The following is a 23,460-nucleotide window of genomic DNA, read 5'->3' as shown; positions in this document are numbered from 1 at the left end:
TGCCATCCCCTTCCCGACAGTCGCGAGCGCAAAACAAACGCTGACGTGTCGTCCGAATTTTTACCGTCTTTCCTGATTGTAGCAAGTGCGTCTTCATCCGGCTACTGTGTGCGGACCTAAAAAAAACTCGCTGAACCAGATGGTCTGGATTCAGCGAGCGTTTTCGCGGGCGTTATTATTTTACCGTTACTTTGATCTCTACTTCTTCGCCTTTGTATTTGGCTGTAATCGTTGCCGTTCCTTTCGCCTTCGCTTTCACTTTGCCGCTCGTGGAAACGGTAGCTACGGAAGACTTGGACGTGCTCCAGCTCGCTTTGGAGCCGGTGAGCTTTGTTCCATCATAGGTCAACGTAATCGTTTCCGAATCCCCTTTTTTCAGGCTCAGGCTGGTGTCGTCCGCTTCCAGCAGGCTGCTGCCTTTGTCGCCTACCGTAACCTCGATTTCGACTTTTTCACCTTTGTACGTAGCCGTAATCGTTGCGGTCCCTTTCTTTTTCGCTGTGACAACGCCATCGTCGTCAACAGTCGCTACAGATGATTTGGATGTTTTCCACTCTGCTTTGGAGCCGTTGAGCTTTTCGTCGTCATAGCGGAGGGTAATCGTTTTTTCCTGGCCTTTTTTCATCTTCAGCTTAGTCTCGTTTGCTTCCAGCAAAGCCGAGCTGCCGTTGTCGACGCTGACTTCGATTTCTACCTTGTAGCCTTTGTATTCCGCTGTGATGGTTGCCGTACCTTTGGCTTTCGCCGTGATGACCCCATCCGATACAGTTGCTACGGAAGATTTGGATGTTTTCCAGGTTGCTTTCGATCCAGCGAGCTTTTCATCATCATAGGTGAGCTTGATCGTTTCTTTCTCGCCTTTTTTCAGCGAAATTTTGCTCTCATTGGCTTCGAGCTTGCCGGATTGATTGCCGGACACTTTCACGTTAATTTTGATGGACTTTCCTTTGTACTCAGCCGTTATAACTGCGGTACCGTTTGCTTTCGCCGTAATTTCGCCTCTTTTTACCGTCGCCACCGATTCATCAGAAGATACCCAGTATGCATCGAGGCCGGAAAGCGCTTTGCCTCCGTATTGGAGGGAAACCGTTTTCGTATCGCCTTTTTTCAGGCTTACCGAAGTGCTGGATGCTTCCAATGTCGGCTCTTTGATGACGGAAGCGCGGATGCGGATCGAATCGCCGTTGTATTTCCCGTTAATGATGACCATGCCTGTCTTATATCCGGTTACGACTCCATTGCGAACCGTTGCGATCGAGCTGTTGGAAGTTGTCCAGCTTACAAGCGCGCCATCCAGCGGGCGGCCATTGTATGTAACTTTCAAGGTCAGCGGCTGCCCGATGGTTACTTCCGCATAATACGAGCTTGCCTCAAGGCCGCTTGCATCGGCTTTCGCTACATAGCTGCTCGCAGCTTGGGCTGTGGATACTTGTGCAGACGCAATGCCCGTTACGGAAAACTGAACGGCGCAAATAGCTGCGACAGCGAGTGAGACGTTTTTCATTACCTTGCTTTTTGTCAGCTTCATGTTTTACCCTCCACATTGTTTCCTTCACCAAGTAAGACGAATGAAATGGAAAAATGTCACATTGAATCACAAGTTTTTTTGAAAAACATTTGTTTTTCTAAAAAACTTTAATTTAGCGCGAAAGGCAATCGTTTCTTTCGTTTGGCAACACAGGCTGATCGGACTTGTGGCTTATGCCGGAAAAAAGAAAAAATGCCTTCCAGCCTATGCCTGGAAGGCGAATGATGATGCTTGGAGGAGTTTCATCGCGTCGAGTACAGTACATTGTACGCAGGTGCGGTGACCCTTGCTGTAGACATATCCCCATTATCCAGGTAGCCTGGAGCCCGTTTTTTTAAAAAGCCCCCACAAAATGCTCGATCGTCGTCGCTGCTTGCTCGCCATCGGCCGAGGCGGGCTGGAAAATGGCGACGACGTCAAAGCGAATGGACGGCACATGCCGCGACTGCGCCTGCAAATAAGCGACAGCCAGCTCACGCAGCTTCTGTCTTTTCCTCCACGTCACGGATTCGGCAGCCGTGCCGCAGGCAAGACTGCTCCTGGTGCGCACCTCTACAAAGACAAGCGTTTCGCCATCCTGGGCAATCAGGTCAATCTCGCCCTGTCTCGTGCGTATATTTTGCGCGACGATCTCGTACCCTTTTTGCAGCAAATAACGCTTCGCGAGCTGCTCGCCTTTTTGTCCGAGAAGTCTGCGGCGGTTGCTCATCTTTTGGCTCCCCCTTTGTCCAGGCGGTACACGAAAGCGAGCACTTCCGCCACTACCTGATACAGCTCAGAGGGAATCTGCTGGTCTAAATCCAGCTTCCCCAGCACTTCTACGAGAGAAGGGTCTTCCTGAATAGGGATGTCGTGCTCCTTGGCCGTTTTCAGCATGTTCTCGGCAACGAAGCCTTTCCCCTTTGCGACCACTTTTGGCGCTTCCATGGCGCCAGCCTGGTATTTGAGGGCTACAGCCTGCTTGCGCTTGTTGTCAGGGGTGCCGGATTGGTTCATACGCGCACATCCATCCCTTTGTAATCGGCAAAAATCGCTCCTTTGGCCTGGCTCGCTCCCGGCTTGCTGCTCTGCCTGTCGGGAACTGGCTGAATGCGCATGGCGGACAAATGATAGCCCACGTCGTGCAATTGCTTCGCAAACTGCTCCTTCGTCCCCTGGGCCAGTGCTTCCAGCCAAGGAGAATCATTGAAGATTTGCAGGTTGACGATCCGGTTCACAATTCCGACGTCGATCATCGTCGTCCCCATGCCTTTCAGCTCCAGATGGAAAAACAAGCGGCAGTTTTCCGGGTCCAGCTTGCCGCTTCCCTGCTTTTTCGATTCGATCTGCACAAAAGCCGTCTCCTCGCCATCTGCCTGGCGAATCGGAATTTGCAGCACGATTTGCGACAAGGTGTGACTGCCTGGCTGGACCATCATCAACTGCTGTCCGGTGACTTGCTGCAGCAACTGATCGGCTGCCTCGCGCAGCGCAGTCGGCACTGATTGCGCAGGCGCCTGACTGATCTGCAAAAGCAACGATTTCACTGTTTCGAGCTGCTTGCGCGCTCCCGGATCGGCTTGTTGCTGTCCAAGCGCCTGGCCCATCAATTCGCGTTCATGGTTGATGCCCAAGTGTCGAAACAGTTCGACGAGCGGGTTGGCGGAGGGCGAGCCTGTTACAGTCCCCGTCACAGGCGGCTGCACTGCGCCATTCGCCTGTTGTCCGCCGGGGGTGGCGATTGGCCTGGCTGTAGCGGGAAGCTCGATATTTGGCCCCTGATTTTGCTGGGGAAAAAGTCCAGACGGCTGCTGGCTGTTTTTCGTCCCTTCCAAAGCTGCTCCCGCTGGAAAAGCGGAGCTTGTCTGCTCAGGCACAGCTCTCGCTTGGCGCATGGCATTTGCCGAAGCTGCGCTGGAAGGCGCTTCACCCGCCCCTGCGAGTGGCACAGCACCTGGCAGGCTGGTCGCTTTTCCCGTACCGTCAGACGGCTGACTGGCTGGCACTTGCGCTCCCGCCGCCTGTAGTCCGATTGATCCGGGAGCTACAGAAGCGTTGGACGCCGTCCCTTGCGCGTTTAAAGAAAGCGCTTGGAGAGTGGACTGGCTGGCATTGCCTGCCGCCGCTTGCGCTGTGCCTTGACTGGTTGCATTTCCTTGCGCGACTGGTTTGGTGGAGACAGCCGCACCTTCCGCGCTTTCCGCTGTCGGCAGCAACAACGGCAGCGCAGCCAGCTTTTCTTTCAGTTGGCCGACCACTTGCCGAACATCCGCGCTCATCGCGCCAGACGGTGCCCCTGTGCCGGAAGCGGAAGGCTGTCCAGGCTGCTTGGCGGCATTTTCCTCCTGGTTCAAAAACAACGTCGCTTCCTGCAAAAACTGCTGAATCGCCTGGCCCAGCGGTTTGCCGGACACAAACGCCTTCAGTCCCGAAACCGAATCTGGCGTCAGCGGCAAATTCCGCTTCATCGCCAAAAGAAACGCATCGACTGTGCTGTCATCCATCCCGATGCGCTGCGCCACCTGCGAAAAAGCCTGGGCGATTTCCTTGGTGACAGGCAAATTGGCGTTCACGAGCGCCTGTACGATTGCCTTGCTTTCTTTTGTCTCCGCAATGCCGAGAGAACGCATCAAGCTTTCCAGCGATGCTTCCTTTCCTGTCGCTTCCGCAGACGTGTCCAGCACTTTCAAGGTTACGACTCCGTTCGAAGGCTGAACCTGCAGCCACGCCTTTTGACCCGCTTCGAGATTCGCCTCCAGCTTGGCCTGAACCTGCATTCCGCCGATCTGGACCAGCGCCATTTGGTCCGGATAATGCTTGACCACCGTGCCTTTGAATACTTGTCCGGGCGTCAGCTCTACCGGCTTGACGTTTGCCGAAGGTGTCTTTTGCACGAAAGACGACATGATTTGCGACGTGGATAACATGGACTCCCCTCCTTCGAAAGTGCTAAGCAGTTGGTCAGGCTTGTTCTTTCACCCCGGTAAAGGTCATACGGTGAAGCGGCGTCGGCCCGTATGCGGCAATCGCTGCGAGATGCTCGGCTGTACCGTAGCCCGCGTTTTTATCGAAGCCGTACTGCGGGTACTGTTTGGCGTACTCAGCCATCATCCTGTCTCTCGTCACTTTTGCCACGATGGACGCTGCTGCGATCGATACGCATTTCGCATCGCCGCCAATGATCGGGATTTGCTTGCAGGACACCCCTGTCAGTTGCACAGCGTCAATCAAAAGCACATCAGCGGGCACTCCGGCGTCTTCGATGGCTGCCTTCATCGCTTCCTTGGTAGCGTTCAAAATATTGATCGCATCGATCCGCCGAGCATCGACCATGCCGATTCCGACCGCAACGGCATCCCGCATAATTACCTCGTAAAACGCCTCGCGCGTAGCTACCGGAACCTTTTTGGAATCGTTCAAGCCTGGCAAATAAAAATCTTTCGGCAAGCAAACGGCACTCGCCACGACAGGCCCGGCCAAAGGCCCGCGCCCTACCTCGTCCACCCCAAAAACGTGCTGGTGCCCGTCGGCATAGAGTGCGCGTTCATATGTACTCATCTCGGTCCACAGTTGCTGAAGCTTGGCCTGGCGAGCCTTCGCGGCTTCTACCTGCTTCGCCAGCGCCTGCACGCCTGCCCGTTTGTCCGCTTGCAAACATTGTAAAAAATCACTAGGTACCTCGTCCAATTTTTCGATCGCCATCCGTATTTCTTTTATCGACATATCCGCCAGATTCATTGACTCATTTCTCCTTCTTACGAAAAAAACCGTCTATCAGCAATCGATAGACAGGCTTTTCGTGTGCGTGTGCGGCAAAACGTTACGCTATTCCATAAGCGAGAGCGGCTTGCCGATCGGTTCGTCCATTTCCCAGTCAATCGGGCGTTCCACGGAGATCGGCCCGAGCTTCCCTGAGCGCAGCTCGCGCAAAAAGATTTCCGCCGCTTTGTCGTAATCGATGTTGCCGCCCGAAATGAGGCAGCCGCGCTTTTTCCCGATTTCCTCCAGCATGGCGATGCGATCGTCCGGCAGCTCCTTCAGCTTGAAACGCTCGATCAAGCGTTCCGGATAGTAGTGCATCATATAGCTGATGACAAACAGCGCTACCTCTGTAAAGTCAATCAGCTCGTCCTTGATCGCACCGCTCGCCGCCAAGCGCAATCCAACCATCTGGTCTTCAAACTTGGGCCAGAGAATCCCCGGCGTATCGAGCAGTTCAAGCGTGTCGCCCATCTTCACCCACTGCTGCGCCTTCGTGACGGCCGGGCGGTCGCCCGTTGCCGCTACCGAGCGCTTGGACAGACGGTTAATCAGCGACGATTTTCCGACGTTGGGGATTCCTAAAATCATGATGCGGATCGCGCGTCCTTGCATTCCGCGTTCGCTGCGCTTCGCCAGCATGTCTGCCGCCAGCTCCTTGCACAGCTCAGGCAGTTTGTTTACGCCTTTTCCGCTCAAGGCATCAATCGGCAGCGTGCGAATGCCCTCTTTGCGGAAATAGGCAATCCATTCTTCTGTCGCCTTCTCGTCTGCGAGATCGGCTTTGTTCAGCAAAATTAATCGTGGCTTGTCACTGACAATCTCGTCAATCATCGGATTCCGGCTGGAAAGGGGAAGCCGCGCATCGAGAAGCTCGATCACCACATCAATCAATTTCAGCTTTTCCGTAACTTGCCGGCGCGCCTTGGCCATATGTCCGGGAAACCATTGGATCGTCATGTTGTCTCACCTACCTTGAAGCTATTGCGATTATCTCGTCATGCGAATGCTTGCAATCGGCCAGAACGTAAACTCCGCTCTGCCAACCACCGTGCTGACAGCGACAGGACCGATGGCCCGGCTGTCATGGCTGTTCGGACGGTTGTCGCCCATTACAAAAATGTGGCCTGCCGGTACCGTGACGGGTGGGAAGTCGTTCGTAAAATACGGCTCTCCCTGTTGTTTCGCCTGTTCCTTATGTTGTGCAAGATATGGCTCTTCAACCATGTTGCCGTTGATGTAGAGCTGATCGCCTTTCACCTCGACGGTATCTCCCGCCACAGCGATGACGCGCTTGATGTAGTCGCGCGTTTTCTCTGCGTGAAACACGATGATGTCACCCGGCTTCGGCTCCTGCAAATAGTAAATGGCCTTGTTGACGACCAGTTTTTCGCTGTTATGTAACGTCGTTTCCATGGACTCGCCCTCGACAATAAACGGGGCAAACAAAAAGGTTCGAATGAGAAAAGCGAGAATCAAGGCAATGCCGAGCGCCTTCGTCCATTCCCATAGCTCATTTTTTTTCGTGCGACCGGAGGATACTTCTTCGTTCATCACTTACGCCCTCCCAAGCTGGCTCGTCCAACCCTGTAAATGGAAAAAAGAGGCCTGGCAAGCAGACCAGTCCCCTTTTCAAGCGCTTCGCTTATCGACGAATTTCTTTAATACGAGCTGCTTTACCTACGCGATCGCGCAGATAGTACAGTTTCGCACGACGTACTTTACCATGACGCACGATTTCGATCTTCTCGATCTTAGGCGTGTGTACTGGGAACGTACGCTCAACACCTACGCCGTAAGAAATCTTACGAACAGTAAATGTTTCGCTGACACCTGTACCGCGACGGCGAATCACTACGCCTTCGAACAGCTGAATACGCTCACGCTGACCCTCGATAACCTTAACGTGTACACGAACAGTGTCACCAGGTCGGAACGCAGGAATATCCTGTTTCAATTGCTCTTTTTCCAATTCACGGATAACTTGGTTCATTTCAATTCCCTCCTTCCGATAGACGTTCTTACTCGTCTCGCCAGTTTGGCCCGGTCACCCATCAGGGACCGAATTACGAGTAGCGGACCGCCTTAGTCAGCGGGCAAAATTGCCACAAGAAGTATATTAACATAGTAGGCAGGAAACTACAAGGCCTGTTCTACAATTTTCCTTCCATGTTTTGCTCCTGCTCAAGCTCTGCCAGCAGCTTTTTCATTTCGTCTGTCAGCTCAAGCTTCGCCAAGAGATCGGGACGGCGCGCCTTCGTTCGGCGCAACGATTCTTTCAGGCGCCAGCGCTCGATGTTGGCATGGTGGCCGGAGAGCAAAATATCCGGGACCCTCCAGCCGCGAAACTCCGCCGGCCGCGTATAGTGCGGGTATTCGAGCAACCCGGTCGAAAACGAATCCTCGACGGCTGACGTCTGGTTTCCCAGAGCACCCGGCTGCAAGCGCACGACACTGTCGATCACGACCATCGCGGCCAGCTCGCCGCCTGTCAGCACGTAATCGCCAATCGAGATTTCATCCGTGACCAAATGCTCGCGGATGCGCTCGTCATAGCCTTCGTAATGGCCGCAGATGAACACGAGATGCTCCTCCTGGGCCAGCTCCTCGGCCAGCTTTTGGTTGTACGGCACGCCTTGCGGGCACATGAGGATCACACGCGGCTTCTTTTCCCCTGCGAGCGCCTCTACCGCCCGAAACAACGGCTCGGGCTTGAGCACCATGCCCCCGCCGCCGCCGTATGGCGTATCGTCAACCGTGCCATGCTTGCTCTCGGAAAAATCGCGAAAGTTGGTGACGTGAAAGTCGACCAGCTCCTTCTCGCGGGCTTTTCCCAAAATGCTGCTGGACAAGACGCCCGCAAACATTTCGGGAAACAGCGTAAAAATGTCAATCCGCATCAGAAGTACCTCCTACAGCAAGCCTTCCATCAGATGGCAAACCACGCGTTTGTTGGCGATGTCCACTTCCTTGATGCAATCGTCGATAAACGGCAGCAAAATCTCTCCGCGCCGCCCTTTTACGACCCACACATCGTTTGCTCCCGGCTGCATCACATCGACGATTTTTCCGAGCTCTTCCCCTTCGTCCGTAACGACTTCGCAGCCGATCAACTGATGGATGTAAAACTCGTCCTCTTCCAGCTCCATCAGCGCGTCTTCCGGAATTTTCAGCTCGCCGCCCTTGTATTTTTCGATGTCGTTAATGTGTCCATAACCCTCGAAGCTCAAAATCTCAAAGTCTTTATGGGCGCGACGAGTCGCGATTTTCAGCTTCACTGGCTCGGAAAGAGACGGGTGAAACAAAAACAGCTCGCTGCCTTTGCGAAACCGTTGATCGGGAAAATCCGTCGTCGAGGTTACGCGCACTTCTCCCTTGAGCCCGTGCGTATTGACCAGCTTGCCCACCGTGTAAAACTTTTGTTTGCCCAAGCGTATTCACTCCTTCTATTCATCGGCTGCATGTCCTGCCGTTTGTCGAATCTCATGCACTCGTCCATCTTTTATCATGATTTCCGTTCCTGCCATGATTTCATCCCAAACATCGCCTACTTGGATTGTGACGGGACTTTGCACAGTCTGATAATCCATCTCACTGCCTTCGGGAAGACTCTCCGCCTGCTGCAAGGCAAAAGAGAGCTGGGCGATTTTTTCCTTGCGCCGCCGCTCTTCCTGGGCAATCTTTTCTTGCGCGAGCGCATATGTATCCGCAGACTTTTTCTTCGCTTCGGCCAATATTTTTTTCGATTGGAACTGCCATTGCTCCCATTCTTCGCGCTGCTGGCGAAGCTGTCTGCTGTACTGGTCAATCAGCACAGCGCGGGATGCTTCTGTCATGATGAGTTTGACCTGTACCGACCGAAAAATCGTGAGCATGTCCTGTCACTCCTTTCGACGTATCAGTTCATATCAACCAAAAAAGACTGGGAAAGCTCCCAGCCTTTTTGTCAAACAATCTCAACCGTGACGCGCTTGTCCGTTTCCACGGATGCCGCCATCACGACAGTGCGCAGGGCTTTGGCGATCCGTCCTTGCTTGCCGATGATCTTCCCCATATCATCAGGGTGCACCGACAATTCAAAGACGAGAGTGCGCTCTTTGTCCACTGCATTCACACGAACCTCATTCGGATGATCGACGAGAGCTTTAGCGATCGTTTCGACCAGCGCTTTCATCATCAGACCCCCAGATGACCGACTTATTTGCCGTATTTGGTTTCGTGCACTTTTGCGAGAACGCCTTCTTTGGAGAGAAGGTTACGAACGGTATCAGTCGGAGCTGCACCATTCAGGATCCATTGTACCGCTTTTTCGGTATCAATTTTCACCACTGCCGGTTGAGCAACCGGATTGTAGTAACCGATTTCTTCAATGAAACGGCCATCGCGTGGGGAACGGGAGTCAGCTACTACTACACGGTAGAAAGGAGCTTTCTTGGAACCCATGCGTTTCAGACGGATTTTAACTGCCATGTTGTGTCACCTCCTGTATGGATCAACGCGAGATAAACATCTGCGTTGGTGCTACTATATCTGAACCATCGCGCTGTCTGACAAGTCAGCGGCGCGAAGAGATCATGCCTCTTTACTTGAACGGTGGTTTGAAATTGAAGGGGAAGTTCATGCCGCCTTGGTTGGTTCCTCCGCCTTTGCCCATGAACGGCAGTCCGAAGCCGCCTTTTTTCTTCGACTTCTTGACCATCTTGTCGGCGACGCCAGAGAATTGCTTCATCATTTTTTTCATTTCCTCGAACTGCTTGATGAACCGATTCACTTCCTGAATGCTCGTGCCGCTTCCGCTCGCAATGCGCTTGCGGCGGCTGGCGTTCAAGAGGTCAGGGTTGGCACGCTCTGCCTTGGTCATGGATTTGGCGATTGCTTCCACGCGGGCAATCTGCTTCTCGTCCACGTTCATTTTGCCTTTCATCTTGTTCATTCCGGGCAGCATGCCGAGAATGTCCTCAAAAGGCCCCAAATTGCGCAACTGCTGCATGGAATCCAGGAACATGTCGAAGGTAAATTCGCCTTGACGCATCTGGCGCTCCATGTCGCGCGCTTTTTCTTCATCCACGGACGCCTGCGCCTTTTCGATCAGGCTGAGTACATCACCCATTCCCAAAATGCGGGAAGCCATGCGATCCGGATGGAACGGTTCGAGCGCATCCAGCTTTTCACCCATCGCCGCAAACTTGATCGGCTTGCCAGTGACAGCTTTGACGGATAGTGCCGCACCGCCTCGGGTATCCCCGTCGAGCTTGGTGAGAACCACGCCAGTCAGTTCGAGCTGGCTGTTGAAGCTCTCCGCCACATTGACGGCGTCCTGACCTGTCATCGCGTCCACGACGAGCAAAATCTCATCGGGCTTGGCAACTTCGCGAATTTGCTTCAACTCGTCCATCAACGCTTCATCAATATGCAGGCGACCTGCCGTATCGAGAATCACAACGTCGAGGTGATTGGCTTTCGCGTGTTCAATCGCTTGCCGAGCGATGTCAACAGGACTGACTTGATCTCCGAGAGTGAAAACGGGAACATTCAGTTGCTCCCCCAAAACTTGTAGCTGCTTGATCGCAGCCGGACGGTAAATGTCGGCTGCCACCAGAAGCGGCTTCTTGTTTTGCTTTTGCAAATACTTGGCCAGCTTACCAGTCGTGGTCGTTTTCCCCGCCCCTTGCAAACCCGCCATCATGATGACGGTCGGCGGACGGTGCGCCATCGTCAACTGAGCTACGCTGCCACCCATCAGGGCGACCAGCTCTTCGTTCACGATTTTGATAACCATTTGACCTGGCGTCAGGCTTTTCATGACTTCCTGGCCGACTGCGCGCTCTTTGACGCGAGCGACGAAGTCTTTTACTACTTTGAAGTTAACATCTGCTTCCAGCAGGGCAAGGCGGACTTCCCGCATCGCCTCGTTGACGACGGTTTCGTCGATCTTTCCTCTGCCGCGCAGTTTGTCAAATGCGTTTTGCAGCCGATTGGCCAAGCTTTCAAACGCCATGCGAGCCCTCCTAATCCATCTCTGACAGTTGGTGGAGCAAAGTATTCAGCTCGTCTCTTGTCTCGCTCTCTGCAAGCCCATTTACAAGCTCATTCATTCGTGCCAGCACTTCCATCCGCTTCTCGTGGCGCTGTGCCAGATTAAGCTTCTGATCGTATTCGAACAACTGCTTTTCTGCCCGCTTGATGTGGTCGTAAACAGCTTGTCGGCTGACCTCGTGCATTTCCGCGATTTCTCCGAGCGACAAGTCATCCAGATAGTACAGCTCCAGATATTCTCGCTGCTTGCCCTTGAGTAGCGGCGCATAAAAGTCAAACAAGAGATTGACTTGATTGGTCTTTTCTAACATGAAACCAATCCTTTGCTGTGAGGTACTCGTTTCGAAACTGTAAAGGCTTTTTCTTTACAGCACGTAGATTATAGTACCTAATTCTACACCTAGTGTCAAGGTTTTTTATTGACATCTTTTTTTGCGTTCCAGACATTATGATATTACGCGTTTTCCTGCTCTTCGGCTTCCTCTTTTTGGATCAATCCGGCAAACAGCGCATGCACAAACTGCTCGGGATCGAACTGCTGCAGATCGTCCATCTTCTCGCCGAGGCCGACGTATTTGACCGGGATGTTCAGCTCGTTGCGGATCGCGATGACGATGCCGCCCTTCGCCGTACCGTCGAGCTTGGTCAGGACGAGGCCGGTCACTCCGGCGGACTGGCCGAAAGTCTTCGCCTGGGACAGCGCGTTTTGCCCAGTCGTGGCGTCGAGGACGAGCAACACTTCATGCGGCGCGCCAGGCAGTTCGCGCTGCAACACGCGGTGCACCTTCGCCAGCTCCTCCATCAGATTGACCTTGTTTTGCAAACGTCCGGCCGTATCGCACAAAAGCACGTCGACCTTGCGCGATTTGGCGGCCTGGATGGCGTCGTAAATGACCGCTGCCGGATCGGAGCCTTGCTGCTGTTTGATGACGTCAACGCCGACGCGCTCGCCCCATACCTCCAACTGCTCGATCGCGGCTGCCCGGAACGTGTCGCCTGCGGCCAGCAGCACGTTTTTACCCTGCTGCTTGAACATGTGCGCCATTTTTCCGATCGTCGTCGTTTTGCCGACTCCGTTTACGCCGACGAACAAAATGACATTCAGCCGTCCGTCCTCGACGTTGAGCGCGGTGTCTGCCGCCTCGTCGTTTTTCAGCAGGGCCACGAGCTTCTCCGACAAAATCGGCTGCAAGTCCATGGCGTTTTCGATTTTTTGCTTGCGCACTTCTGTCCGCAAATCGTCAATCAGCTCCATGACGGTGTTGACGCCGACATCGGACGTAATCAAAATTTCTTCCAGCTCATCGAAGAAATCGTCGTCGATTTTTTTGTAGCGGCGGACCAGATCCTCCACTTTTTCTACCAGCAAATCTCTCGTTTTCGCCAGTCCATCCGTAAACTTCTGGGTTACTTCTTCGGATTTTTGGACGATCGCGTCACGAAGGCGCTTGAAAAAGCTCATGTTCATCTTCCTTTGCGGATAATCTTGTCAAAAGCTCGCATGAAGTCGAGCTTCGGCTGTATGCTCGTTTCTATTGCTTGCGGGCACTGACGATGCTGCGGCGAATTACGAGGCAGACTCGACGAATTTGTCGCTGTCCTCCAGCTTGACCGAGACCAGCTTGGACACGCCGCCCTCCTGCATCGTGATCCCGTACAAAACGTCTGCGCTCTCCATCGTGCCTTTGCGGTGCGTCACGCAAATGAACTGCGTCTGGCTGCTGAACTGCTGCATGTACTCGGCGAAGCGGTTGACGTTTGCCTCATCCAATGCCGCCTCCACTTCGTCAAGCACGCAAAATGGCACAGGCTTGACGCGCAGGATGGCAAAGAGCAGAGCCATCGCGGTCAGCGCGCGCTCGCCCCCGGAGAGCAGAGCCAGATTTTGCAGCTTTTTGCCCGGCGGCTGCGCCACGATGTCGATCCCGGTTTCGAGCAGATTGTCCGGATTGGACAAGAGCAAATCGGCCCGTCCCCCGCCGAACAACTGCACAAACACGTCGCGGAACTGCTCGGAGATCGCCTCAAACGTCTCCTTGAAGCGGCGCGACATCTCTGCGTCCATCTCCTGAATCACCTGGTAGAGCATGTCTTTTGCTTCATTCAAATCGGCTTCCTGCGCGCTTAAAAACTGCTGGCGCTCAGACAAGCGCTCGTATTCCTCAATCGCCCCGAGGTTGACCGTGCCGAGTGCGGCAATTTGCTTTTTGAGCTGGGCGACGATTTGCGTCTCCGCTTGCAACTCACCGCGCGGCGGGTATTTTTGCTTCGCCAGATCGTAGCTCATTTCGTATTCTTCGGAGAGTTTATTCAACAGGTGGTCAAGCTCCACCTCGCCGCGGTTGACCTTGACTTCCTCCTGATGGAGCTTCTCTTCCAGCGCTTTGACCTCGCGGCGAATTTCTTTTACCTGCACTTCCACCTGCTCCTGCTTGTGGAAAAGCGTCGCCCGCTCGTTGCGGCGTTCGGCAATCAGTCCGGCTACCCGTTCCTTGTCCTGACGCAGCTCGGCGATGCGCTGATCGAGCTCAAGCCCGGACGATTCGTTCGTGCGCTCCAACTCGTCGAGTGCGGCGAGGTTCGCGTTTTGCTCTTCCCATTCGCGCTGGAGCAAGCTTTTTTGTTCGAGCAGGCGCTCCGTCTGCTCCAGGCGGGACTGGTGTTCCTGTTTCACCTGGGCATTCAGCACTTTCAGGCTGGTAATTTTCTGGTTCATTTCTTCCTTGGATTCCAACTGCTCCTGGCGCTTGGCCTCGGCTTCGGCGATCAGCTCGCTCAGCTTTTGCTCTTCTTGCTCCAGGACGGCCAAGTCCGCTTGAAGCTGCTCCTCTTTGCGCAACGCTTCTTCCATCTCTTTCTGGTAGGCGGCAATATCTTGCTCTACCAGCTTGGCCCGCTCGCCCAGCGAACGTCCCTCTGCTTCGGTTTGCTGCAAGAGGCCCTTGACTTCCTGCTCCTTCAACCGCAGCGCTTCGCCTTCCGAGCGGAGCGCTTCCTGTTCTTCTTCCATACGGCGAAGCTGTTCGGCCAGTTGCTCCATTACGGTAGTATGTCCAGAAATTGCCTCTTCGATTTCGCGCATTTGCGCTTCGAGCTCTTCTGCCTGACGGTTGCGGCCGAGCAGGTTGGCGCTGTTTTTCTTCAGGGCGCCCCCTGTCATCGAACCGCCCGCGTTGACGATATCGCCTTCGAGCGTCACGACGCGGTAGCGATAGCCGAGCGTGCGGGCGACGCGGTTTGCCTGCTCCAGCTTTTCCGTCACGATGACGTTGCCGAGCATGCTCTCCAAAATCGGGCGGTACGCTTCCTCAAACGAAACCAGCTCGCTGGCGATCCCGACAACGCCGCTTTCTTTTGCCAACTGCTGACGGTCGTTTGCCTGCAAGGTGCGCGGCCGGATGACATCCAGCGGCAAAAAGGTGGCGCGGCCTGCATTGTGCTGCTTCAAATAAGCAATCGCGGCTCGCCCTGCCGCCTCGTTATCGACGACGACGTTTTGCAGCGCCCCGCCCAAGGCGACCTCCATCGCCGTTTCGTACTGCTGCGGCACGACGACCAGCTCGGCGACCGCGCCGTGGATGCCTTTGAAGCCCCGCTCGCGTGCCTTGAGAATTTCTTTTACCCCTTGCTGGAATCCGGCAAATTCGGACTGCATCTCTTTGATGAGGTCCAGGCGGGACTTCGCCGCTTCTCTTTTTTGCTCGGACTGGCGCAGCTCCCGACGCACCTGTTCCATGCGCGCTTGTCCATCGCGCAGGCCGTCCATCAACTGCTTGTAGCGGGTAACCGTATCCTGAATGGTCTGATCGATCTGGGTCAGTTGCTCCTGCAGCTCGGCCATTCTCACCTGGCGCTGCACCTCTTCCAGCTCCAACTGTTCCTTGCCGGCCAGTTGGCGGTCGACGCGCGCCTGCGATGTCTGCACAAGCTGCTGCTGATGGCGGATTTCGTTGCGCAGGTTGGCCATTTCGTTCAGCTTTTCAAAATAATCGCCTTTCAACCGTTCCACATCGTCTGTCAACGACTGCACCATGGAGAAAAACTGCCCTTCAGCCTCCTGCAACGATGCATGGGCTTCCGCCATCCGCCGATCGGCTTCCTTGGCGCGCTCCTGCTCTTCGGCAAGCTCCGCTTCCAGCGCGTGCTGCTTCTCTGTCAGCCTGTGCATCTGCTCCATCGTCTGCTGGCGATTGGCGCTCAAATTGCGCATCCGCTCGCGCAATACTTCGCGCTGGCCTTCTACCTTTTCCGTCTCCTCGCTCACCGTCAAGAGAACGTGTTGCAGTTCCTCGATCGACTGGTCGATTTGCGTGACCGAAAAACGGGCCTGCTCCAGATCGGCTTCGTGCTTGGCCGCTTCCGTCGTCTGCCTCATCAAAAGCTCGCGAAGCTCCTGCACGCGCTGCGTCGCGGCCTCCCATTTGCTGTGGGCCGCCTCGATCTGCTGCACGTACAGCGCGACTTCGTGCTCGACCAGCTTGCGGTGCAGCTCTTTGTACGTCTTCGCCGTCTCTGCCTGCTCCTGCAGCGGTCCGATCTGTTCGGTAATTTCGCTGACGATATCGTGGATGCGGATGAGGTTTTGCTCGGTGTCATCGAGCTTTTTCTCCGCCTCGCGCTTGCGGGTCTTGTACTTGACGATGCCCGCCGCTTCTTCAAAAATGCCGCGGCGATCTTCCGACTTCGTGCTGAGAATTTCTTCGATTTTTCCCTGGCCGATAATGGAGTACGCTTCTTTTCCCAGCCCCGTATCCATGAACAGCTCCATAATGTCCTTCAAGCGGCATGATCTGTTGTTTATGTAATACTCACTGTCACCGGAGCGGTAGACTCTGCGCGTGATGGAAACCTCCGAATATTCCACGTCGAGGGAACGATCCGTATTGTCCAAGGTGAGCGTCACTTCGGCAAAGTTCACTGGCTTGCGCTTGTCGCTGCCCGCGAAAATAATGTCCTCCATCTTCGCTCCGCGCAGCGACTTGGCACTCTGTTCTCCGAGCACCCAGCGGATCGAGTCGGAAACGTTGCTCTTGCCGCTTCCGTTCGGACCGACTACCGCTGTCACTCCTGGTACGAACTCCAATTCCGTCCTGTCGGCAAACGATTTGAATCCTGCCAGCTCCAGGCGTTTCAAATACATACTTACGGTCCTCCTTACCAAACCAACCTAATCTGCCCGTGACGCACGGCCGTCCGCAAGCGGACAAAGAGGCGCACGGCATGAATCGGATGGTACCCGAAAAGAGCCCCTGTATCAGACAGGAGCTACTCCACTGCGAGCCTTCGTGGTCATATCGAAATAAGTGTATCACAGAAAGCTGTCATCACGCAGTATTTTCCCGGCTTTTCCAAGCGGGAACAAAGAAAGCTACACCACCTGCGCCCGCAGATGATGCAGCTCCCTTTTTCCGAGCCTTTATTTCTCCCCCAGCTTTACCAGCGCCCGCGCGGCTGCCTGCTGTTCCGCTTCCTTTTTGGAACGGCCCGAGCCAATGCCAAGCGAACGATTGTTCAAAAGCACTTCCGATACGAACTCTCGATTGTGAGCTGGTCCTTTTTCTTCTACAATGCGATACTGGATGTCTCCCAGATTGTCCTGTTGAACAAATTCCTGCAACTGGCTCTTGAAGTCTGTTACCTGGGCAAACTCTCCCTTGTCGATTCTGGGGTAGACGTATTTTTCCATGAAGGAAAATACGGCATCCAGGCCCTGATCCAGATAGAGGGCACCAACAAAAGCTTCAAATACGTCCGCTAGCAAGGCAGGTCGCTGACGTCCGCCAGTCAACTCTTCCCCTTTTCCCAGCAAAACGAGATCGCCAAAATTCAGCAGTTCAGCAAATTTAACCAGAGAAGGCTCACAGACAATCGCTGCCCGCAGCTTCGTCATTTCGCCTTCGCTCATCTTCGGAAAAGTTTTGTATAAAAACTGGGAAACAGTCAACTCAAGCACAGCATCTCCCAAAAACTCCAGCCGTTCGTTGTCTGATATTCGTTTGCCGCGTTGCTCGTTCACGTAGGAAGAATGGGTGAATGCCTGCCGCAGAACGCTCTCATCGTGAAAGCGAAAGCCTATCTTCTCTTGCAGCTGTGCAAAATTCATCACCCTCACCACCATTCCAGGAGACTGCCTACTTTTTCTCTCAGTAGGGCTCATTTATGCTTCGTATCGCTTCAGGATCACCGTTGCATTATGACCGCCGAATCCAAACGTGTTGGAAACAGCCACATGGACGGTCGCCTTGCGCGCATGGTTAGGAACATAGTCGAGATCACATTCCGGATCAGGGTTTTCCAGGTTGATCGTAGGAGGAAGCACCTGATCGCGCAGGGCAAAAGCAGTCGCGATTGCCTCGATGCCGCCTGTCGCTCCGAGCAAGTGGCCTGTCATCGACTTGGTCGAGCTGACAGCCAGCTTGTAAGCGTGTTCGCCAAACACTTCTTTAATCGCCTGCGTCTCGGCGATGTCGCCCTGATCCGTAGAGGTTCCGTGTGCGTTGATGTAGCCCACCTCTGTCGGATCAATGCCTGCGTCACGCAGCGCATTTTTCATGCAGCGCGCAGCCCCTTCGCCACCTGGCGACGGAGAAGTGATGTGATGGGCATCCGCGCTCATGCCGTAGCCGATCACTTCCGCGATGATGTTCGCGCCGCGTTTTTTCGCGTGCTCCAGCTCTTCGAGGATCAGGACGCCCGCCCCTTCGCCCATGACGAAGCCATCGCGATCTTTGTCAAACGGACGGCTCGCCTTTTGCGGCTCGTCGTTGCGCGTGGACATCGCTTTAGCCGAACAAAAGCCCGCAAACGCCATCGGACGAATTGTCGCTTCTGCACCGCCTGCGATCATCACATCCGCATGATCGAACTGGATCAAACGCAGAGCATCCCCGATTGCGTTTGTCCCTGTCGCACATGCGGTAATCGCGCTGGAAGTCGGTCCTTTTGCTCCGTATTGAATGGATACTGCACCGGAGGCCATGTTGGCAATCAGCATCGGAATGAAGAACGGACTCACGCGGCGTGGCCCTTTTTCCAACAGCACGGAATGCTGCTCTTCCCATGTAGACAGCCCGCCAATTCCGGACCCGATGTATACACCCACTCGTTCCGCATTTTCTGGCGTGATTTCCAGTTTCGCATCCTCTACCGCCATTTTGGCAGCAGCCAATCCAAACTGAACGAATCGGTCTGTACGTCGTATTTCTTTTTTGTCCATGTACAGCTCAGGGTTGAAGTCTTTCACTTCGCCCGCGATCTGCGTCGGATAATCCGTAGCGTCGAAAGCAGTCAGGCGGTCAATGCCTGATTTTCCTTCCAGCAAACTGTTCCAGAAGGTCTGCGCGTCATTTCCCACCGGGGAGACGACACCAACGCCAGTAATCACCACTCTTCGTTTCATTGCGATCACCTCTATATGAAAGTCAGCAGTCAGTTTCTTGCGTACACTTCATGCCTAACGTAACTTCCTGGTATGTATTCGGCGGCAATTGAAGGAGAAGTCCCGTATGGTACGGGACTTCCAACTGATGGATCTACTTGTGAGATTCTATGTATTTTACAACCTCACCAACAGAAGTGATCTTTTCAGCATCTTCGTCAGAAATCTCTAAATCAAACTCGTCTTCGAGTTCCATTACGAGTTCCACTACATCCAGGGAGTCAGCGCCCAGGTCTTCTTTGAAAGAAGCTTCCAAAGTAATCTTGGACTCATCTACACCCAGACGATCGACGATGATTTTCTTCACGCGCTCCAATGTATCTGCCATCTTGCTTCACCCCCTCTCCCGTATTATAGTAGATGAGCTTTCAAAAAACCAGTTTACATATACATGCCGCCATCCACATGCAAAGTTTGGCCTGTCATGTAATTGGCTGCGTCAGAAGCAAGGAACAGAACGACGGACGCAATGTCCTCTGTCTGGCCGAGACGAGCCAGCGGAATCTGGCTGATAAGGCCAGCTTTTACATCCTCCGGCAGCACGGCTGTCATTTCTGTATCAATAAATCCAGGCGCTACCGCGTTCACGGTGATGCCGCGGCTCGCCAGCTCGCGCGCGGCTGTCTTGGTCAGGCCGATGACGCCCGCTTTTGCCGCCACGTAGTTAGCTTGCCCCGCATTGCCGAGCACGCCGACCACGGACGTAATGTTGATGATCTTGCCCGAGCGTTGCTTCATCATCGGACGAGTCGCGGCTTTCAGACAGTTGAACACGCCTTTCAAGTTGGTGGCAATGACGTCATCCCACTCTTCTTCCTTCATGCGCATCAGCAAATTGTCGCGGGTAATCCCGGCGTTGTTGACGAGAATGTCGATCGAACCGAAATGGTCGAGCGCGGCCTTGAACATATCGCCCACTTCCTCGGCCGAAGAAACGTTGGCGCGAACCATGATCGCATCGCGGCCCAGCTCCTTGACTTTGGCAACGGTCTCGGCTGCTGCGGCTTCGCTTCCTGCGTAGTTCACCACGACATTCGCTCCTGCTTCGGCCAGCTTGAGTGCAATCGCACGGCCAATCCCGCGGGAGGCTCCTGTCACAAGCGCTGTTTTTCCTGTTAGCATAGTACCCCTCCGTTCAAAAGCTCAGTCAAGGATTCCATGTCCTGGACCGAAATGATCGTCGTATCGGCTGGCGCGATTTTTTTAATCAGTCCCGCAAGCACTTTGCCTGGTCCGATCTCCACGAACGTAGTCACGCCCGCTTCGACCATCCACTGTACCGAATCCTCCCACAAAACCGGAGCCGATACTTGCTGCACAAGCTGCTCGACGATCGTTGCCGCTTCGGTAACAGGGCGTGCCGTCACGTTTGCCACGACCGGGACGCTCGCTTCCTGGACTGTGACGCCTGCAAGCACCGCCTGCAATTTGTCTGCGGCTGGCTGCATCAGGCTGGAGTGGAACGGTCCGCTCACGTTCAGCGGGAGCACACGCTTCGCTCCTGCTGCCTTGGCCTTTTCGCCCGCCAGCTTGACGCCTTCGGCCGAGCCGGAGATGACGATCTGCCCCGGGCAGTTCATGTTCGCTGGCTGAACCGGATGCCCGGAAGCGGTTACTTCCTCGCACACGGCTTGCAGGGCTGCGCGCTCCATGTTCAAGACCGCTGCCATCGCGCCCTGGCCTGCCGGAACGGCTTCTTCCATGAATTGGCCGCGTGCCCGAACGACTTTGACCGCATCGGCAAAAGACAGCGCACCTGCTGCCACCAGCGCCGAATATTCACCCAGACTGTGGCCCGCCACGAAATCAGGCGTGTAATCCGGCAACTTTTCTTTCAAGGCTGCAAGCACAGCGACGCTCGCCGTCAAAATCGCCGGCTGCGTGTTCGCCGTCAGCTTCAACTCTTCTTCCGGGCCTGCAAAGCACAGACCGGAGAGCGAAAAGCCGAGCGCGGCATCTGCCGTTTCAAAAATGCGGCGGGCTGCTTCCGACTGCTCGGAAAGCGTCTGCCCCATCCCTACGAATTGCGAGCCTTGGCCCGGAAAAACAAATGCTACTTTCCCCACTACTGTCCGCTCCCTTCCGCTGGCGTGGTCGACCATTTCAGAAGCGTTGCTCCCCAGGTCAAGCCCCCGCCGAAACCTACGAGAATGACGTTGTCGCCTTCTTTTACCCGTCCCGCCGCGATCGCTTCGTCCAGCGCAACCGGAATCGACGCAGAAGACATGTTTCCGTAACGGTCGAGGTTGATCGCCACTTTGTCCTCAGACAAGCCGAAGCGTTGCACGGCAGAGTCGATAATCCGCTTGTTCGCCTGGTGCGGCACCAAAAGGTCGATGTTTTCCCGCTCGACTCCCGCTTTGGACAATACCGCTTCTGTCGCGGAGTTCATCACGCGCACCGCGAATTTGAAGACTTCGCCGCCTGCCATCGAGAGATAGTGCAGGTTGTTTTCGACCGACTCGCTCGAAGCCGGGATGCGCGAGCCGCCCGCAGGCAGGCACAGCAACTCTCCGCCTGCGCCGTCTGCGCCAAGCTCAAACGACTGGAAGCCAAAGCCTTCCCGCACTTCGCCGATCACAGCGGCACCTGCGCCATCCCCGAACAGCACACATGTGTTGCGGTCTTTGTAGTTCGTAATTTTGGACAGCGTCTCTACCCCGACGACCAGCACGTATTTGTAAAGTCCGTTGGCAATGAACTGCGCCGCTGTCGTGATGCCGTACAAAAAGCCTGTGCAGGCAGCCGATACGTCAAGCGCCGCTGCACGTTTTGCTCCCAGCTTTTCCTGCAGGATGCAGGCAGTCGACGGGAACATCATATCAGGCGTCACTGTTGCCACGATAATCATGTCGAGCTGCTCTGCGCTGATGTTGGCTCGCTCCAGCGCTTTTTTCGCAGCTTCATAAGCAAGATCGGAGGAAGCTTGCTCAGCCGAGCAAATGCGACGTTCCCGGATTCCGGTGCGGGAAACAATCCACTCATCTGTCGTTTCCACCATTTTTTCCAGATCGAAGTTGCTAAGCACTCTGTCAGGTGTATAGGAACCTGTAGCCAAAATGCCTACTGAACGCTTTTTGTCCATCTGCCTCACTCGCTTTCTCCCGTTATATTTTTCTGTAGCGCCTGCGCAATGACTTCGTTTACATCTTGCCGCACGAAGCGGGCTGCGCTGGCAATCGCGTTTTTCATCGCTCGCTCGTCAGAGGAGCCGTGTGCCTTGATGACAGGACTTTTCAGGCCCAACAACGGCGCTCCCCCGTATTCCGCATAGTCCATTTTGTTCTTGAAGCGCACGAGTCCCGGCTTTAAAATGGCCGCTCCTACTTTATTAATCAGACTGGAAGTAAACTCCTGCTTCAACAGCGAAAAGATTGTGGAGGCCGCGCCCTCTACCGCTTTCAGCAGCACGTTGCCGACAAAGCCGTCGCAAACGAGCACATCGCATGCCCCTTGCATGACGTCACGCGCTTCCACGTTGCCGACAAAATTCAGGTCTGCCTGGGACAGAAGCGGGAAGACGGCTTTGGTCAGCTCGTTTCCTTTTCCTTCCTCTGTCCCTACGTTGAGGAGTCCCACTTTCGGATTTTCAAAGCCCAGCACTTTTTCTGCGTACAGACTGCCCATCACCGCATATTGCAGCAGGTGATGCGGCTTCGCATCCATGTTGGCGCCGACGTCGAGCGTAAGCGTGACGCGGCCCAGTACATTCGGGATAAAGGCGGCCAGAGCGGGACGTTCAATCCCCTCCATGCGGCCTGCATAGAGCAACCCCGCCGTCATGAGCGCACCTGTATTACCTGCAGAGATCGCTGCATCCACGATTTTTTCGCGTGCCATCTCGACTGCTACGACAAGCGAAGAATTTTTCTTGCGACGTACAGCTCGAACCGGTTCATCATCTGGCAAAATCACTTCCGTAGTAGGAACGATCTCGATGTTTGCCGGCAAGTCGTGCGGCAAGTGGTTCCGAATGGCCTGTTCATCTCCCACCAGTACAACGGTAATGGCCGGGTTTTCCTTGATGGCAGCAAGCGCCCCTAAAACTGTACTTCGCGGTGCGTTATCGCCGCCCATCGCATCAACTGCAATTCGCAACCGTGTCTCCTCCTTACCTCTCATCCATGCCGATTTTGTGTCCCTGACATTTCTACAACCCGAAACGTCGCGGTAAAGACCAATTCTCCCTGAACCTTGGTCTCAACGCGCACTTTGCATTCGTCGCCGTTCCGGCTGCGCACCAGCGCTTTTGCCACCAGCTTTTCGCCGATGCGCACAGGCCGCACGAAGCGGATTCGGGCGGTTGCGGTCAACGCCACATCTGCATTAATGACTGCTACTGCCAACGAGTTGGCCTGGGCAAAAATATAGTGCCCCCTGGCAATCTGCGTCTTCGAAAAAACATGCTCTTCTTTTATTTCCAGTACGGAAATGGCTTGGGAATCGAGCTGCAAGTCGATAATCTCGCCGATCACCTCATCGATCCCCAGCGATTTTACGGGATCGAGACTCTTTTCGGCAACCGATTTGATCCGCTCGCGCAGCTCGGGAATCCCAAGCTCCAATCGGTCTAAACGTATCGTTTGAATGCTGACATGAAATAGCTCAGCCAGATCTTCGTCCGTCGCAAATGGATTATCCGCCAGCGACTGCACCAAGCGCGTCTGGCGATCTTTTTTTGGCAAGCGGGCGATGCGAAACACCCCCCTAGCAAGATTCT

The 23,460-nt window shown here is 54.6% G+C and carries 25 protein-coding genes; all 25 read right to left on the bottom strand.

Annotated features, from left to right (window positions below; genetic code table 11):
• Window positions 1-175: 175 nt before the first annotated feature.
• Complete coding sequence (locus M655_RS11645; protein WP_005834302.1) at window positions 176-1,528, bottom strand: Ig-like domain-containing protein; 1,353 nt, start codon at window positions 1,526-1,528, stop codon at window positions 176-178.
• A gap of 334 nt (window positions 1,529-1,862) precedes the next feature.
• Window positions 1,863-2,237, bottom strand: a complete 375-nt coding sequence (locus M655_RS11640; RefSeq protein WP_005834303.1) for a YraN family protein — start codon at window positions 2,235-2,237, stop codon at window positions 1,863-1,865.
• Entirely contained in the window at window positions 2,234-2,524 is a 291-nt protein-coding gene (locus M655_RS11635; RefSeq protein ID WP_026557327.1) for an EscU/YscU/HrcU family type III secretion system export apparatus switch protein, read from the bottom strand. Before M655_RS11635 ends, M655_RS11640 begins: the two co-directional genes overlap by 4 nt.
• The gene (locus M655_RS11630; protein WP_026557328.1) at window positions 2,521-4,434 is read right to left on the bottom strand and encodes a TP0910 N-terminal domain-containing protein; all 1,914 of its coding nucleotides are present in this window, start codon (window positions 4,432-4,434) and stop codon (window positions 2,521-2,523) included. Before M655_RS11630 ends, M655_RS11635 begins: the two co-directional genes overlap by 4 nt.
• 34 nt (window positions 4,435-4,468) lie before the next feature.
• Window positions 4,469-5,245, bottom strand: coding sequence for a ribonuclease HII (gene rnhB, locus M655_RS11625; protein WP_005834307.1), 777 nt, complete (start codon window positions 5,243-5,245; stop codon window positions 4,469-4,471).
• 87 nt (window positions 5,246-5,332) lie between these two features.
• On the bottom strand, window positions 5,333-6,226 hold the full coding sequence (gene ylqF / locus M655_RS11620; protein WP_005834309.1) for a ribosome biogenesis GTPase YlqF: 894 nt from the start codon (window positions 6,224-6,226) through the stop codon (window positions 5,333-5,335).
• 30 nt (window positions 6,227-6,256) lie between these two features.
• A complete protein-coding gene (lepB, locus tag M655_RS11615) occupies window positions 6,257-6,820 on the bottom strand; it encodes a signal peptidase I (RefSeq protein ID WP_005834311.1) in 564 nt (187 codons plus the stop codon).
• 91 nt (window positions 6,821-6,911) lie between these two features.
• On the bottom strand, window positions 6,912-7,259 hold the full coding sequence (rplS, locus tag M655_RS11610; RefSeq protein ID WP_005834313.1) for a 50S ribosomal protein L19: 348 nt from the start codon (window positions 7,257-7,259) through the stop codon (window positions 6,912-6,914).
• A gap of 160 nt (window positions 7,260-7,419) precedes the next feature.
• Window positions 7,420-8,166: a tRNA (guanosine(37)-N1)-methyltransferase TrmD gene (gene trmD / locus M655_RS11605; RefSeq protein ID WP_005834315.1), complete on the bottom strand. Its 747-nt coding sequence runs from the start codon at window positions 8,164-8,166 to the stop codon at window positions 7,420-7,422.
• A gap of 12 nt (window positions 8,167-8,178) precedes the next feature.
• Window positions 8,179-8,697 (bottom strand): ribosome maturation factor RimM, encoded by a 519-nt coding sequence (gene rimM, locus M655_RS11600; RefSeq protein WP_026557329.1) that lies wholly within the window; start codon window positions 8,695-8,697, stop codon window positions 8,179-8,181.
• 15 nt (window positions 8,698-8,712) lie between these two features.
• Window positions 8,713-9,141, bottom strand: a complete 429-nt coding sequence (locus M655_RS11595; RefSeq protein WP_005834319.1) for a YlqD family protein — start codon at window positions 9,139-9,141, stop codon at window positions 8,713-8,715.
• Window positions 9,142-9,212: 71 nt separating this feature from the next.
• The gene (locus M655_RS11590) at window positions 9,213-9,440 is read right to left on the bottom strand and encodes a KH domain-containing protein (RefSeq protein WP_005834320.1); all 228 of its coding nucleotides are present in this window, start codon (window positions 9,438-9,440) and stop codon (window positions 9,213-9,215) included.
• A 23-nt stretch (window positions 9,441-9,463) separates the two neighbouring features.
• On the bottom strand, window positions 9,464-9,736 hold the full coding sequence (rpsP, locus tag M655_RS11585) for a 30S ribosomal protein S16 (protein ID WP_005834322.1): 273 nt from the start codon (window positions 9,734-9,736) through the stop codon (window positions 9,464-9,466).
• Window positions 9,737-9,848: 112 nt separating this feature from the next.
• The gene (gene ffh, locus M655_RS11580; protein ID WP_005834324.1) at window positions 9,849-11,264 is read right to left on the bottom strand and encodes a signal recognition particle protein; all 1,416 of its coding nucleotides are present in this window, start codon (window positions 11,262-11,264) and stop codon (window positions 9,849-9,851) included.
• A gap of 10 nt (window positions 11,265-11,274) precedes the next feature.
• Window positions 11,275-11,613, bottom strand: a complete 339-nt coding sequence (locus M655_RS11575; RefSeq protein ID WP_005834326.1) for a putative DNA-binding protein — start codon at window positions 11,611-11,613, stop codon at window positions 11,275-11,277.
• A gap of 143 nt (window positions 11,614-11,756) precedes the next feature.
• Window positions 11,757-12,764 (bottom strand): signal recognition particle-docking protein FtsY, encoded by a 1,008-nt coding sequence (gene ftsY / locus M655_RS11570; RefSeq protein WP_005834327.1) that lies wholly within the window; start codon window positions 12,762-12,764, stop codon window positions 11,757-11,759.
• A 105-nt stretch (window positions 12,765-12,869) separates the two neighbouring features.
• On the bottom strand, window positions 12,870-16,442 hold the full coding sequence (smc, locus tag M655_RS11565) for a chromosome segregation protein SMC (RefSeq protein WP_026557330.1): 3,573 nt from the start codon (window positions 16,440-16,442) through the stop codon (window positions 12,870-12,872).
• Window positions 16,443-16,718: 276 nt separating this feature from the next.
• Complete coding sequence (gene rnc / locus M655_RS11560) at window positions 16,719-17,405, bottom strand: ribonuclease III (RefSeq protein ID WP_005834331.1); 687 nt, start codon at window positions 17,403-17,405, stop codon at window positions 16,719-16,721.
• Window positions 17,406-17,459: 54 nt separating this feature from the next.
• Window positions 17,460-18,701 carry a beta-ketoacyl-ACP synthase II gene (gene fabF / locus M655_RS11555; protein ID WP_005834333.1) on the bottom strand — a complete coding sequence of 414 codons (1,242 nt, stop codon included), beginning with the start codon at window positions 18,699-18,701 and terminating at the stop codon, window positions 17,460-17,462.
• 133 nt (window positions 18,702-18,834) lie between these two features.
• A complete protein-coding gene (gene acpP, locus M655_RS11550; protein WP_005834336.1) occupies window positions 18,835-19,068 on the bottom strand; it encodes an acyl carrier protein in 234 nt (77 codons plus the stop codon).
• 53 nt (window positions 19,069-19,121) lie between these two features.
• Complete coding sequence (fabG, locus tag M655_RS11545; RefSeq protein WP_005834339.1) at window positions 19,122-19,862, bottom strand: 3-oxoacyl-[acyl-carrier-protein] reductase; 741 nt, start codon at window positions 19,860-19,862, stop codon at window positions 19,122-19,124.
• Window positions 19,856-20,806, bottom strand: coding sequence for an ACP S-malonyltransferase (fabD, locus tag M655_RS11540; RefSeq protein ID WP_005834340.1), 951 nt, complete (start codon window positions 20,804-20,806; stop codon window positions 19,856-19,858). Before fabD ends, fabG begins: the two co-directional genes overlap by 7 nt.
• Window positions 20,806-21,825, bottom strand: coding sequence for a beta-ketoacyl-ACP synthase III (locus M655_RS11535; protein WP_005834342.1), 1,020 nt, complete (start codon window positions 21,823-21,825; stop codon window positions 20,806-20,808). Before M655_RS11535 ends, fabD begins: the two co-directional genes overlap by 1 nt.
• 5 nt (window positions 21,826-21,830) lie before the next feature.
• Window positions 21,831-22,838 carry a phosphate acyltransferase PlsX gene (plsX, locus tag M655_RS11530; RefSeq protein ID WP_026557331.1) on the bottom strand — a complete coding sequence of 336 codons (1,008 nt, stop codon included), beginning with the start codon at window positions 22,836-22,838 and terminating at the stop codon, window positions 21,831-21,833.
• A gap of 20 nt (window positions 22,839-22,858) precedes the next feature.
• On the bottom strand, window positions 22,859-23,443 hold the full coding sequence (fapR, locus tag M655_RS11525; RefSeq protein ID WP_005834346.1) for a transcription factor FapR: 585 nt from the start codon (window positions 23,441-23,443) through the stop codon (window positions 22,859-22,861).
• Window positions 23,444-23,460 lie beyond the last annotated feature (17 nt).

This window comes from Brevibacillus sp. NSP2.1 (assembly GCF_000470975.2).
GTDB lineage: Bacteria > Bacillota > Bacilli > Brevibacillales > Brevibacillaceae > Brevibacillus > Brevibacillus agri.
This window is presented reverse-complemented; position numbering and strand designations above follow the sequence as displayed.